The following is a 14,405-nucleotide window of genomic DNA, read 5'->3' as shown; positions in this document are numbered from 1 at the left end:
ACCGGGGATATTTCTTATGCTAATAGTGTTGGACATCCAAAGAAAAATGACGTAAACTAGGGACATCTCTGCGTGGTCGCCTCTATGTTTTGGTGAACTAGGTGGAGCGCTATGACTCCTATATCTGCCGCGACCCAATCGGACCGGATTCCATTGCGCTTGTATCTTTTCGGCTCGTTTCGCGTCGAACGCGATACGCAAACGATCCACCTTCCCACGCGCAAAGTCGAGTCCCTGCTCGCATACCTCGTCCTGCATCCCGAACCACACGCGCGCGAAAAACTCGCCGCGCTCCTCTGGGGCGATTCCACCGACGAACTCGCGCGGCGTTCGTTGCGCACCGCGCTCTCTTCAGTTCGTCAATCACTCGGCGATGATGTTGTGCTTGCCGATCGCGAGACTGTGCAACTCAATCCGGATTTTTCGATTTGGGTAGACGCGCGAGAGATTTCAGATTTTAGATTTCAGATTGCAGATTTGGGATCGTCACAATCTACAATCGAAAATCTGCAATCTGAAATTGATTTGTATCGCGGCGACCTGCTCGCCGAGTTCTACGATGATTGGATTCTGCCCGAACGAGAAAGACTCCGCGCGATCTACATTGACGCACTGTTACAACTCACACAACATCGTCGTGCCAAGAGTGAATACACGCGGGCAATTGAATTCGCGCAAAAAATTTTAGCGACGGATTCCGCCAACGAGAAAGCGTACCAGCATATTATCTTTTGTCTCGTCGCCACCGGCGACCGCATCGGCGCGCTCAAGCAGTACGACGAGTGTGCGAAAAAGTTGCGCGATGAACTCGGCGTCGAACCGTCGCAAGAGACGATTGCGCTGCGTAATCGGATCGAACAAGATTTATTCGGGAGCAAGTCGCGCGAAGCACTGCTCACTAATCTGCCGCATCCTCTGACGAGTTTCATCGGACGCGAAAAAGAAATCTCCGAGGTGAAGCATTTGCTCACGCAACATCGCCTGGTGACACTCACGGGTTCGGGCGGGTGTGGCAAAACGCGCCTCGCGATTGAGGTCGCGGGCGAATTAGTCGAGTCATTTCGACAAGGGGTGTGGTGGGTAGACCTCGCGCCGTTATCTGATGCATCGCATGTCCCGCAGGCGATAGCACAATCGCTTGGCGTGCGTGAAGCGGCGAATCAATCGCTCCAGGAAACACTTGTTAATGTAATACGCGACAAGCATTTGCTTTTGGTGCTCGACAATTGCGAGCATCTCATTACCGCGTGCGCCGGACTTGCCGACAAATTACTGAGCGCGTGTATCGAGTTGAAAATTTTCGCGACCAGCCGGGAATCACTCGGCATCACCGGCGAAGTGGCGTGGCGCGTCCCCTCGTTTGCTGTTCCCGATGTTGAGCAGTTCCCTTCGTTAGAGCAATTGATGCAATATGATGTGATTCAGCTTTTCGTTCAACGCGCGATGGCGGTTGTGCCCCAGTGGAGGTTGAATGGCAACGCGCCCTCCGTCGCGCGGATGTGTGCGCGGCTGGACGGCATTCCGCTCGCCATCGAACTCGCGGCGGTGCGCGTGAAAGTTTTATCCGTGGAACAAATTGCCGCGCGGCTGGATGATCGTTTCAATTTATTGACGATGGGAAGCCGGGCGGCGCTGGCGCGTCAACAAACTCTGCGCGCGACGATCGATTGGAGTTACGATTTGCTCTCGGACGCGGAGCGAATATTGTTGCAAAGATTGTCGGTGTTTGCGGGCGGATGGACATTGGAAGCGGCGGAATCAGTATGCAGTGATCAGTATGCAGTGATCAGTGAAAGACATTCGCCTGCTGAAAACTGGATACCCAATACTAGCATACTGGACTTGTTGTCGCATTTGGTAAATAAATCGCTCGTGCTCGCCGGGGAGGTTAACGGCGAAACACGTTATCGGATGTTGGAAACGATTCGACAGTACACGCGTGAAAAGCTGGATGCGTCTAATCAATCTGTGCTCGTGCGAAATCGGCATCTGGAATTTTTTGCCAAGTATGTCGAAGAAGCGGAACCCAAACTTCGGGGACGCGAGCAAATGCTTTGGTATCGCCGCTTGGATGCCGAACTTGATAACATCCGCGCCGCGCTCCAATGGGCGATGGATAATAGCGATGTTGACACCGGGCTGACACTCGCTGGGAGTTGGCATTGGTATTGCGCATTTCGCGGCTATGCGGCAGAGGGGAGGCGGTGGTGCGAACGTCTCCTCGCGCGCGGCACAAGTGCATCGAAACCAGCACAGGCAGTCGCATGGAAAGGATACGGCTTACTCGCTTGGATGCAAGGAGACCATTCGCGCGCAGAATTGGCGTCAGAGAAAAGTCTGGCGCTGTATCGCGAATTGGGAGACAAGTCCAATATTGGCAAGCTACTGTTTTACTGTGCGCTACCGCCAGCGTTCAACGAACGGTGGGACAAGGCGAAATCGTTGTTAGAAGAAAGTCTAGCACTGCGTCGTGAGATTGGAGACAAGTGGGGCATGGCGCACGTGTACCACCAGCTTGCCTTTCATGCTCTAGCTGAAGAGGATTATGCAGATGCCAATGAAATGTATGCAAAGGCACTGGCGTTGTTTCGAGAAGTTGGCGATGGGCATTGGGTCGCGCGGACTTTATCGTATCTGGGTATGATTGCACGCAAGCAAGGTGATGTAGAGGCAGCCATTGCTTTTCTCACCGAATCAACCACATTCTTGTTCGAGATGCGCGATAAATGGTCGCTCTGTGGGTCTCTGGAAGCAGGTTGGGCGCCGCTCGCCACTTTGCAAGGCAACCCAATCCGCGCGGCGCGGTTATTCGGAGCAGTGGAAGCATTGCGGGAATCTATTGCCACGCCTCATTTATCCAAACACCGTCTCGGGTATGACGCGCAAGTGGCGAGTGTGCGTGGACAACTCGATGAAGCAACCTTCGTCGCCGCGTGGAACGAAGGGCGCGCGATGAGTTTTGAGCAAACCATCGAATACGCGCTGCAAATAGAATAAACCTGGGTAGGGGCGAAGCATTTTTTTCGCACGCTTCGCATGAGTAAAGTGGAATCTAGATGCGAAAAAATTCCTCGCCCCTACTGAGACCTGCGTCGTGCAGGTCTTTTTTATTTCGCCGAAAAAGTCATGCGCGGATTTGGCGATTATTTAACGATGGCTTGGTAATATCCATGCAAGAAATCCTGAAGGAGGAAAATCACGATGAAAACTAAATATCTGCTCACGAAAAGTCTTGTGATTGCGTCCGTCCTGTTGATTGCGACGGCTGCCATCGCCAGCGCCGAATGTCTCGCGGACATATACCAGGCAACGGCGAGCTTGAACGGGCTTGAGACCGCACTCGCGGAAGGATACGCGACCACCGCCGAATGTATCAGCAACCCGCGCGAAGGCGCGATAGGCATTCAGTATTCGAACATCAACCTGGTGAGCGATGGAGTAGTGGATGCGCGTCACCCAGAGTCGCTCTTTTATGAACCGCAGGACAATGGGACACTGCGACTCGTTGGCGTGGAATACCGGGTGTATGCTGGCGCGGGGAATGGAAACCGACTCACGCCGCCGGTCTTGTTCGGACGCGAATTCCAAAGCCGTGGTGATTACTATGCTCTGCGTGTTTGGGCGTGGCGAGATAATCCCAACGGACTGTTCGCAGATTGGAACTCACAGATTTCCTGCTATTAGGCGCGTAGGCGGATCATGAGGGAACGATCATCGTCATGACCGAAAGGGGGAACCTGCCAATCACATATCATCCAAACCGTGTGAATAAATACAAACGAACGATGCGAGTTGTCGCGTCAAATACCCAGGACGACTGATGATTGGTCGTCACATTCTCCGAAGGAGGGAGACATGCTTACGAAACGTTTCTCAATCGTGTGTGCCTTGCTCATTATGGCGAGCGCACTACTCGCAGCGTGCGCGCCCGCGCCAACGCCAACGCCGGTCCCACCCCCGCCGACTAGTCCACCGCCGGCGGCAGTTCTGCCACCGAGCGCGCCAGCGGCATCGAACTTGCCTGCGCACCTCATGGTCATGCCGAATGATTTAAAGTGGGCGGATGTACCGTCGTTGCCCAAGGGCGCACAAATTGCCGTCATCGAAGGACCCTTGACCGAAGCGGTGCCGTTTACCGTTCGCATCAAACTCCCGGCGGACTATAAGCTTCCCGCGCATTGGCATCCAGCCGTCGAACGCGTGACTGTGCTGTCCGGCACTTTTAACATTGGCATGGGGGATATGCTCGACGCTCAAAAGACGAATGCCTTGGGTGCTGGAAGCATCATCATCATGCAGCCCAAGACGAATCACTTTGTGTGGACCAAAGAGGAAACCATCGTACAACTCAACGGGACGGGACCGTGGGGCATCACCTACGTCAACTCGGCGGATGATCCACGGAAGCAATAACCGCCTTTGCTCTGAGCATCCAGTTCGCAACGAATGATGAAACACAAAAACGGACGAGGTCACCATCCCTCGTCCGTCTTTCATTACGTGATTGGATTTTATCGTGACGGTTCTTGTGTGCATGGATTGGGAAAAAGCCATCTCAAATCATCCGCGTTTTCCTATGAAAATCACTCCTCCAAAAATGGATTACCCTGCTTTCGCGTATGGAGTGGTTTTGATCCACTTAAATTCATCACATTTCTCGGATTGTATCTTTCTCCATTTGTATCACCCTGAGAGTATCGTCGTTTCGATGAACTAGAACAAGTCTGTTAAAACACTGGTTGACAAGTCGAGCGGTGGCATGTAAGATTCGCTGCAACCTGGACTGTGATTCGTAAACTCAGGGAGGGCGATGCATGTCCCTTGATAACTTACCCATCCCTTTAACTCGGTTTATCGGGCGCGAAAAAGAAATCGCCGAAGTAATTCGGTTGAGCGAACAAACGCGCCTGCTCACGCTCACCGGTTCGGGCGGATGCGGCAAGACACGGCTCGCCCTAGAAGTGGCAACGCGTCTTGCCGATTCATTTGAACACGGCGTAGCATTGGTTGAATTTGCTCCGCTGAATGATCCTGCGCTCGTGCCGCAAGCCGTGGCGCATGTCCTTGATGTGCGCGAATCGGCAAACCAATCCCTCAGCCAATCTCTCGCGAACTTTCTGCGTCCTCAGCAATTCCTGCTCGTCCTTGATAATTGCGAGCATCTGATCATGGAGTCCGCGCACCTCGTCGAAGAACTTTTGCAAGCATGTCCGCGCCTGTCCATTCTCGCGACCAGTCGCGAAGCGTTGAATGTCGCTGGCGAAACGACTTGGCGTATTCCACCACTGCAAATCCCTGACCCCATGACAACGACAACGCCGGAAACATTACTAACCTCCGATTCTGCCTGTCTGTTTGTGGATCGCGCAAGTTCAATCGAGCAAACCTTTGCCGCCACTTCCGACAATGCGAATGCCATCGCGCAAATTTGTTTTCGGCTCGATGGAATGCCATTGGCAATTGAACTCGCCGCCACACGTGTCAAGACGCTTTCCGTCGAACAGATTGCTGCGCGGCTCGATGACCGTTTTCGTTTGCTGACGACCGGCAATCGCACCGCGCCGACGCGTCAACAGACGTTGCGCGCAACGATGGATTGGAGTTATGCGTTGTTGTCGGACGAAGAACGAATCACATTGAATCGCCTGTCTGTGTTTGCCGGTGGGTGGACGCCCGAAGCGGCGGAAGCAATTTGCGCGGACGTGTCCGATGTTCTGGACTTGTTATCGCGCTTGGTGGACAAGTCGCTCGTCATCGCCGAAACACGCGACGGGGCAACACGTTATCGGATGTTGGAGACGATTCGGCAGTATGCGTGGGAGAAATTGAATGAAACCGGCAAAGTCGAAGGAACCTATAATCGCCACCTTGATTTTTTTCTCCATTTGGCAGAAGAGGCAGAGCCCAATCTGGTTGGTCCTGATCCGTTGAAATGGCTCCGACGATTGGACAGTGAGTACGGCAATCTGCGATTGGCTCTGCGTGCGGCGGTGGAGTTCAAGGCAACCGACAAAGGATTGTGTTTGGTTTGTGCGTTGGGACAGTTCTGGGAAGCCCGCGGTTATTTTAGCGAGGGACGCGCACTCGCCACCCTTTTTCTCGCTTCATCCGCCGAAATGGATCCGAGCACAAAATTGATTTGCGCGCAAGTACTTTTCCATGTCGGCTGGTTAGCTGTGCTCCAAAACGATTACGTCACCGGCGATTCACTCTTGCAAGAAAGCATCGCGCTATGTCAGGAGTTAGGCGATGATACCGGCGCCGCACGGGCGTTAGTTCCCCTGAGCTTTGCGGCGCTCAATCATGGGAACTCCGCTTTGGCGAATTCACTGATAGATAAGGCATTGGCACTGTTGACGCCGCAAGGAGAAAAACACACTCTAGCGCAAGCCCTTAACATCCGGGGAATAGTATTGCGCGAGCAAGGTGACTATGCGTCGGCACGGGCATCAATGGATGAGTCCTTAGCATTGCGTCGCGCACTGGAAGACAAAAGAGCCATTGCAACTTCACTCAACGATATTGGCGCGACAGCGTTCGCACAAGGAGACCCAGGTGCAGAAGCGATGTTGGAGACCAGTCTCAAGATGCGCCAGGAACTAGATGAACAATTCGGGATTCCGCGTTGTCTGCACGACCTCGGCGCAGTTGCATTGAATCAAGGGGACTTGGTACGCGCGCACACACACTATTCAGAAGGACTAGCAATTTTTCGCGATCAGGGAGACAAGCGGAATGCGATCAAATGTCTGGAGGGTCTCGCCGGCGTCGCTGCAGCAAGTAGCCAATTTGTGAACGCGGCAATCCTTTTAGGGGCGGCCGAAGTGGCGCGAGAACGAATCGGTGTTCCCTTGCCGAAGACCTGGCGCGCGAACTATGAGCGCGCCCTTTCGATTATTCAACAGCAACTCGATAACACCATACTCGCCTCAACCTGGTCAGAAGGACGCGCCCTGTCGTTAGGTCAAGCCATCGAGTATGCGCTCACCGAAATAAAAATCCCCGATGCGCCTGATGCGCCTGCCTCCGCGCTTTCACCACGCCAAGCCGCGAAGGAAAAATTCGGCGGACTGACTGTGCGCGAACGCGAGGTCGCCGCGCTGATCGCGCAAGGCAAATCGAATCGCGAAATGGCGGAGACGTTCGTATTGAGTGAGCGAACCATCGAGGGATACGTTGGCAACATTCTCAACAAACTCGGATTCAGTGCGCGCACGCAAATTGCGGCGTGGGCAGCGCAAAAGGGGCTGCTTCGCCGTGATGAGAAACCGGATTGAATGTTTCGGACAATCGAATAAGAATGCGCCCGGCTAACTGAGCCGGGCTTTTTGTTTGCGTTTGATACTTGCTCGAAAATCCCCGTACACGTTGAAGGTCTAACCGCCGATGCGGTCAATGGCACCCCCGCGATCTTGAAACGCGAGACAAATATTGCGTCCAGTACCTCAAGTATTGGTTCGATGAAAGGACGGGCAAAGTATTCTGCATCGTGCAAGCGCCGAGCAAAGAAACTGCCATTGCCGTAGATCGCGAAGCGCGCGGGCTTGTCGCAGATGAAATCATTGAGGTGAAAGAAGGTAGTTTAGTTCATCGCGCGTATTCTTGCTCAAGCCGGAGAGACACAAGCCCGTAGGATTCTGCGGGCTTGTATTGCAAGATCCCCGTACTCGTTTCATTGCGATTGCGTGCTTTCCACGTGTTTCTGCATCCCCAGATGTGGTTTAATGGCAGCAATGATTCGCTAAAAATTCATTTCGCCAAAAGGAGAATCTGATGAAAGCAATCCCAGCTCGTCGCTCAATCACATTGTGCGTGAGCATCCTCATATTGTTCGTTACTGTTGCGTCGCTCAATGTTGACGCAACGGCATTTGCCGCTCTGGCATTTCCGCCCGCGCGACCGGATTTACTCAGCGGAATCACTTTTGCCAATTCGGCTTCGAATGCCGATACACGCTACCTGCGCGACAGTCTGCAATTCCTGCACGATCATTTACCCGAATGGTACGTGTACGTGGATGACGCAAAACCATTTATCATCTCCATCGGTCAGACCGACGAAAAAGGTTGGGAAGTCGCCAATTCCAAATGCTGTGACGAACACGGTCAGGGCATTATTACGTTTGACGATCACTTTGAGCAGTCAGCCACATCCAGTGACCCGATAGTTCAAACGACTCAAGCAAGACAGGTGGCGTTTCTCAGCACACTGGTCCACGAAGTAACGCATTTGCGAGATTATCGAGCCGGGCGCATTCCGACAAAAATAGACATGGCAATGTGTCTCTCATCCGAAGCGGTTGCATATGCAAAAGAGTTTGAGTTAAAAAGTGCAGTAGCGCTGACGATATTTCAAAACGACGCAGTGGGTGAAAAATATCGTCTAGCCGCAAACCAACAACTCGCCGCAGATACGAACGAGTCGTACACACGATTTTGGAAACTTTACTGCATCCTTGCCCATCAGAACATTATGGATGATTAGGATTGCAGTCCAAGATAACGTGACAAGCGCTATTTCAAAGAGTAAAAATGCGGTCGAGATTGAAAACTCGACCGCATTTAGCTATCATATATTTGGTATCCAACAGTTCTTCCTTGCAGGGTTTGCGAAAAACGATCAAAAATCGTCCGGGTTCTTCTATGAAAAACGCTCTTCTTTCGTGGGGTCCCCGCGCCTCCGCGTATGGAGTGGTTGTGATCCGATGGAATTCGTCGCGACGCTCGGAATGTTTCTCCGCTTTAGGTGATGCCGCCGCGGATTTGGTTTGCTGCGGGTTCTGCCGGCAAACTGAATGAAACTGTACTGCCTCTGCCAATCCCTTCGCTGGTCGCTGTGAGTGCGCCGCCGTGCGCTTCCACAAATGATTTCGCAATCGCCAAGCCCAGCCCGGATTCCGCATTGCCTTGGCGTGATGGATCCGCGCGATAGAATCGTTCAAAGATATGCGGCAGCACAGCAGCATCTATTCCGGCGCCATTGTCATCAACCGACAAGATCACTTGCGCGGCTTTACGTTTCGCCGACAAAGTGATGCGCCCACCTTCCGGCGTGTACCGCAACGCATTGCTCACCAAGTTTCCCAGCACTTGCGCCATCCGAGTCTCGTCCACCGCGATTTCCGGCAACCCAGGTTCCGTTTCCACGTGCAGCGTGATTTGCTTTTGTGCCGCTTGATGTTTGAATGCGGATGCCGCTCGCTCCAACAAGGTCTGCGGGGCAATACGCTGACGATCCAATTTCAATTCGCCCGCGTCGGCAAGCGACAAGGTCCGCAAATCTTCAACCAGGTGCTGAAGCTGCTGGACTTCTTGGTGCATCACAGCAAAGCGCGCGGAGTTGGGTTCGAGCACGCCATCGCTCAACGATTCGATGTATCCGCCGATGACGTTGAGCGGCGTTCGCAAATCGTGTGCGATGTCGGCGGTCATTTGGCGGCGCAATTGATTGGCGCGCGCGAGGTCTGCGCTCATCTGATTGAACGCAGTCGTCAATTCGCCAATCTCGTCACGCGAGTGTACGGCGACTGCTATTCCCAGTTTGCCCTGTGCCATCGCTCGAATCGCGCCGGTCAATTCGCGCATCGGCTGGGTCAGCGTGCGCGCGAGAACGATGCTCAAGAGCAATGCTAGCGTCGCCGCGCCGAGTGCTGACACGAGCAATGCCTGATTTGTCCGGTCGAGATACTGCTGTTCTTGTTCGCTCATCGGTGGCGCGCTGCCGGTTGCCAGCATCGTCCCGACAACCTGGCTGCCAATTTTGACCGGCGTGCCTTGAGCCAATTGCTCGGCTGGAACGTAATCGCCCAGACGATAGGGCGGCAACGCATGAACCACATAACCGCTCCGATCGATCAGAATAAATGGAACGGGCGGCAGTCGCGGCGCGCCGGCTTGAATTTGCGGCGGCGGTCGCACATTGCCGGGGTCGCCCGGTCTAGGGAGTGGTTGGGACGATTGGAATTTTTGTCGAAAATATTCGCTCACGCCGCTCCACGATCCATGCGTTTGATAGTAGGTCGTGACCTCGTCCAGAAAGTTGTTGTGCGCTCGCTCCAGCACCAAGCGATCAAATTCCTGCACCGTGGTCCAGCGCGCCAAGACCGACGCCAACGCTACGCCGATCAAACTGACGGCGAGAAACGCAAGCAACAATTTCGTCGCGAGTGAGCGCATTATTATTCCTCTGCCCGAAAACGATAGCCGACGCCGAACACTGTTTCGATATAACGCGGCTCGCTTGGCTGGGGTTCGATCTTCGTGCGCAAGTTGCGAATGTGCACATCCACCGTGCGCTCGATACTTTCGAAGGCGATGCCTTGCAAGCGTTCGAGCAATGCCGCGCGCGAAAAGACCTGCCCCGGCGCGGACATTAATGTCGCCAGCAATTCAAACTCAGATGGCGTAAGACGCACGGAGCGTTCGTGCACCTTCACCGTATGTTCGTTCGGGTCCAGTACGATTCCGGCAACACGCAGAACTTGAGTCGGCGGCTCTTGGCTCAGGCGACGCAACACCGCGCGAATGCGCGCGGTAAGTTCGCGCATGCTAAACGGCTTGGTCACATAATCGTCCGCGCCGAGTTCCAGACCCAGCACCTTATCCGACTCTTCGACTTTCGCGGTCAGCAGGATGACCGGCGTGTTGCGCTCTTTGCGGTACGCCTGAAGAAATTCATATCCGCTCATCTCTGGCATCATGATGTCGAGCAGAATGAGATCGGGCTTTTCCGCGCGCGCGACAAAAAGCGCATCGCGCCCGTTGTTGGCGGTCACCACGCGAAAATTTTCCGCAGTGAGATAGTCACGCACCAGCGTGCGCGCGCTTGCCTTATCGTCCACGACGAGAATCGTTTTTGCCATAGCGCCTTTCGTGATTGATGGGCATGATTATATCACAACATATTGCCATTCACCGACTGACCAGCGGCAGATAAAGCCGGTGGGTCGCCGTCGCGGTTACGGTCGCGGTTGGCGTGACAGTCGGAGTTGGCGTCAGATTTCCATCTCGAACTAAGCGGACATAGTTATTGATGCGAACCGCATCCCCTTGAGGACCCAAGCCATACGGATAATCGCCGGGGTTGCCATCCTTGAATTCGGCGCGCTGGGCGCCGGCACCGTGAATGTCAGTCCACGATCCGTTGATGTAGCCCAGCGTTCGACCGAACGAGATATAAACGCCTCTCTCGGCTGTGCCTCTCGCGTTCAGAAGAGTGGTCCCTGCCCAGTAGTAGGGATAGTCGGTCTGGCCGGCTTCGTTGGTGATCGCCGTGACGGTGAAAAGCGGATCAATCGTGGCAGAACCGGTCGTGTTGGGCGAGCGCGTATAGTCCACGATACTGTGCAGTTCCTTGGGATTGGGCAGCCGCCAATCGTTGTGACCGAGATAATTCGCGGCGTTTTGCGTTTGCACCCACGCGAGCGCGTTGGACCAGTTCAGACCGGTGCCGCTGTCGGCTTGCGCCCACATCAGGCCGGTGGCTTGATCTGTGATGGTGCCGTCGCCGTTGTTGACGAAATTATTGGCGCCGTAACTGGTGTTGCCGCGCACACAGAGCACAAAGAACTTTTTGCCGATGGCATCGGTATCCGGATACCCCTTGATGCGACCATCGGCAAAATTCACTCCGAACATCTGGTTCGGGTTGGCGACATACAGTGTGGTAGTTGCCCATTGGGCATCAAGGACGCGCTCGCCGGAGCCCGTAAAGCCGTAGGCGAATCCAAAGTAATTGGTATTGATGAACGGGATGGCGCCGACACTGCTGCTTTCCGATGCCTCGGCGCCGCTGAACAAGATCAGCGAATAAAGTTCTTTGAGCGTGGGCAAACGCCAGTCGTTGTAGCCGCCGTAGTTGGCGGCGTTCATCGTGGCTGGCCGCGTCAGGGCTTGGGAATACAGCAGTTTGTCCGCGTAGGTGAGCGACCCATTGCCATCGGTATCCGGGCTGCGCTGCCAAGTCAGCCCCGTGCGGTTATCGAGCGTCGTCAACCCGTCGCCGCTGAGCGTATAGCTCGGTTGTGTCCCGGCGAACTGCGCATCCTGTCCGTAAAACGCCGCGCTTGCTGAAGGGCAGGTGATTTCACTTGAGGCGTTGTAACACTTGTCTTGCCCGGTATCTACGATGGGATAACTCGTCGCCGCAGCGTGTGTGTGATGCTCTGCCGAAATGATTGGGGGGCGCGTCGGCGAGAATATGCTTGCCCAAAAGATCAATCCCAGGAACAGAGGCGTCACTTGGTTAAAACAGTATCGCAGATGATGTTTCATGTTTTCCTCCAATGTCGAATCACAGGGTAACACCACAATCACCGATTGGTTGATGGTTGCCCTTGTCCGGGCGGCATGGGTGGACGATCACTAATCACCACTTGTATGGCGACCCAGGTTCCATCGGCTTGCTTTTGTCCAACGACCTCGATAAATTTTCCGGCGGTCACGTCTGCCAATTTGCTCGTCTGTCCGTTCGCGGTGAATTGCGTGCTGGCATTCGTAACGATCGTCGCTTTGCCTTCGAGATTTTCAACCGAGATGATGTTCCCGTTCACCGCCGTCACTTTGCCGCCGGTGCGATTACGCGCCGATGCGTTTTGATTGGCGGGCGGTTGACCTTGCCTGGGTTGCTGTCCCTGGTTGGGCATCGGTGGTTGAATTTGTCCGGGTTGTTGTCCTTGACCGGGCATCGGCGGTTGACCTTGCCCAGGTTGTTGTCCGGTGGGTGCCGATGGCGTCGCAGTCACGCCAGCCGTGTTCGTCGTAAACGCAACGTTGCCGCCGCGCACCAAGCGCACATAGTTGTTGATATGGATCGCGTCACCCTGGGGACCGCGCCCTGTGGCATAGTTCGCCGGATTACCATTCTTGGGATCACTACGTTGCGCGCCTGCACCGTGAATGTCCACCCACGCATTGTTCATATAACCCATCGCTCTGCCAAACGCGAGGTAAACCGCCGCCGCACCCGAACCATTCGAAGAGGCGTGGGTTGTGCTTGTCCAGTAAAAGGGATAATCGGTGTTGCCAAGTTCGTTCGTAATCGCGGTCGCGCTGAAAACCGGATCAATGGCGGCAGAGTTGGTGGTATCGGGTGAGCGCGTGTAATCGACGATGCTTTGCAATTCCTTCGCATTCGGCAGGCGCCAATCGCTATGACCCAGATATTCTTCGGCGTTCTTTTGCTGAACCCACGCGAGTGCCGCTTCCCAGTTCATCCCCTTGCCGCTATCCGCTTGCGACCACATCAACCCGGTCGCTTGGTCGGTGATCGTGCCGTTGCCATTGGCGACGAAACTGTTCACACCGTAACTCGGATTGCCGCGCACATAGCGCACGAACTGGTTCATAAACGATCCCGCATATCCTTTGATACGACCATCCGCAAAATTGACGCCGAAGGTTTTGCCATCGCGTGACGGCGCCGCATACTGGGTGCTCGACCAGTACTGCGCGTCGATAATCCGTTCGCCCGCGCTGGTGTTGCCGTACTGGAAATCGAAATACCGGGTGTTGATGAACGGCGTCAGACCTTGGGTGTCGCTGCTACTCACGTTAGGATCCGTGCCGTTGAAATCAATGAGGGAGTAAAGTTCCTTGATAGTCGGCACGCGCCAATCTGTATAACCACCCAGGTTGAGCGATTTCGCGCCAGCAATGGCATTCGCAAACGAGACCTTGTTCCCCGGACTTTTTTGCCACATCAACCCGGTAGTGAGATCGGTGATCGTGCCATCGCCATTGTCCTGGTAACGCGGCGCGTTGCCGCTGTACTGCGCGTCCTGTCCGAAGAACGCCGCGCCAGTTTGCGGGCAAACGATTTGCCCGGTGTTGTTGTAGCAGTGCGTCTGCCCCGTGTCCGCAATGGGATAACTCGGCGTGGTGGTTGCCGGCGCGACGGATGGATTCGCGCCGGATGAAGTAGTTTGCGCGCTCGTCGTCGTGGACGAGCAGGCAATTAGCGTCAGCGTCAGGAGCAGGATTACCACTTGCCGACTGATGAACCGTGAATTGTTTTTCATTGGAAACCTCCTTGAGTAGTTTTCTCATCGTTGCCTGGGCAACGCCGTGGCTTGCGCTACGATTGATTGTTTGCAGGATAGCAGGAGGATGTTCAGATTCTGTTAAGAAGTGTTTGGGATTCTGTTTAGGTTGGCGCAAACAACAATGCGGACGAAGGATTGCTTCGTCCGCATTCATCAGTGGTCCAAATCGGATCGCCCAAGACGGATATTATCGGGTTACGAGAATCTTTCCTCCGTCCACGGGTCACCGCGCATGTGATAACCGTACCCTTCCCAAAACCCAGGTCGGTCGTTAGCCATGAACTCGATGCCGCGCAGCCATTTCGCCGATTTCCAAAAATATAAATGCGGCACGAACAAGCGCAATGGATAGCCATGATCCGGT

At 54.4% G+C, this 14,405-nt stretch carries 10 protein-coding genes and 1 pseudogene; 6 read left to right on the top strand and 5 right to left on the bottom strand.

Annotated elements, in window-relative coordinates; genetic code table 11:
• The first annotated feature begins 111 nt into the window (after nt 1–111).
• The 6 genes and pseudogenes from HY868_11590 to HY868_11565 all read left to right on the top strand — a co-directional run bounded on the left by HY868_11590 (nt 112) and on the right by HY868_11565 (nt 8,484).
• Nucleotides 112–2,997, top strand: a complete 2,886-nt coding sequence (locus tag HY868_11590; GenBank protein ID MBI5302772.1) for a tetratricopeptide repeat protein — start codon at nt 112–114, stop codon at nt 2,995–2,997.
• Nucleotides 2,998–3,201: 204 nt separating this feature from the next.
• Nucleotides 3,202–3,684 (top strand): hypothetical protein, encoded by a 483-nt coding sequence (locus HY868_11585; GenBank protein MBI5302771.1) that lies wholly within the window; start codon nt 3,202–3,204, stop codon nt 3,682–3,684.
• 348 nt (nt 3,685–4,032) lie between these two features.
• Entirely contained in the window at nt 4,033–4,413 is a 381-nt protein-coding gene (locus HY868_11580) for a cupin domain-containing protein (protein ID MBI5302770.1), read from the top strand.
• Between the two features lie 401 nt (nt 4,414–4,814).
• Nucleotides 4,815–7,277 (top strand): tetratricopeptide repeat protein, encoded by a 2,463-nt coding sequence (locus HY868_11575; protein ID MBI5302769.1) that lies wholly within the window; start codon nt 4,815–4,817, stop codon nt 7,275–7,277.
• Nucleotides 7,278–7,355: 78 nt separating this feature from the next.
• A pseudogene (locus tag HY868_11570) lies at nt 7,356–7,633 on the top strand (DUF4242 domain-containing protein).
• 140 nt (nt 7,634–7,773) lie between these two features.
• On the top strand, nt 7,774–8,484 hold the full coding sequence (locus HY868_11565; GenBank protein ID MBI5302768.1) for a hypothetical protein: 711 nt from the start codon (nt 7,774–7,776) through the stop codon (nt 8,482–8,484).
• A gap of 257 nt (nt 8,485–8,741) precedes the next feature.
• Here the strand turns inward: HY868_11565 and HY868_11560 are convergent, their stop codons facing one another.
• The 5 genes from HY868_11560 to HY868_11540 all read right to left on the bottom strand — a co-directional run.
• Entirely contained in the window at nt 8,742–10,175 is a 1,434-nt protein-coding gene (locus HY868_11560; protein MBI5302767.1) for a HAMP domain-containing protein, read from the bottom strand.
• 2 nt (nt 10,176–10,177) lie between these two features.
• A complete protein-coding gene (locus HY868_11555) occupies nt 10,178–10,861 on the bottom strand; it encodes a response regulator transcription factor (protein MBI5302766.1) in 684 nt (227 codons plus the stop codon).
• Nucleotides 10,862–10,910: 49 nt separating this feature from the next.
• Nucleotides 10,911–12,272, bottom strand: a complete 1,362-nt coding sequence (locus tag HY868_11550; protein ID MBI5302765.1) for a DUF1566 domain-containing protein — start codon at nt 12,270–12,272, stop codon at nt 10,911–10,913.
• A 38-nt stretch (nt 12,273–12,310) separates the two neighbouring features.
• Nucleotides 12,311–14,017: a DUF1566 domain-containing protein gene (locus HY868_11545; protein ID MBI5302764.1), complete on the bottom strand. Its 1,707-nt coding sequence runs from the start codon at nt 14,015–14,017 to the stop codon at nt 12,311–12,313.
• Nucleotides 14,018–14,236: 219 nt separating this feature from the next.
• Nucleotides 14,237–14,405 (bottom strand): molybdopterin-dependent oxidoreductase (locus HY868_11540; GenBank protein ID MBI5302763.1); only part of this gene is annotated, 169 nt, incomplete at its 5' end.

This window comes from Chloroflexota bacterium (genome assembly GCA_016219275.1).
Lineage (GTDB): Bacteria > Chloroflexota > Anaerolineae > UBA4142 > UBA4142 > JACRBM01.
Note: the sequence above shows the minus strand (reverse complement) of the source record. Positions and strands in the feature narration are given on the sequence as shown.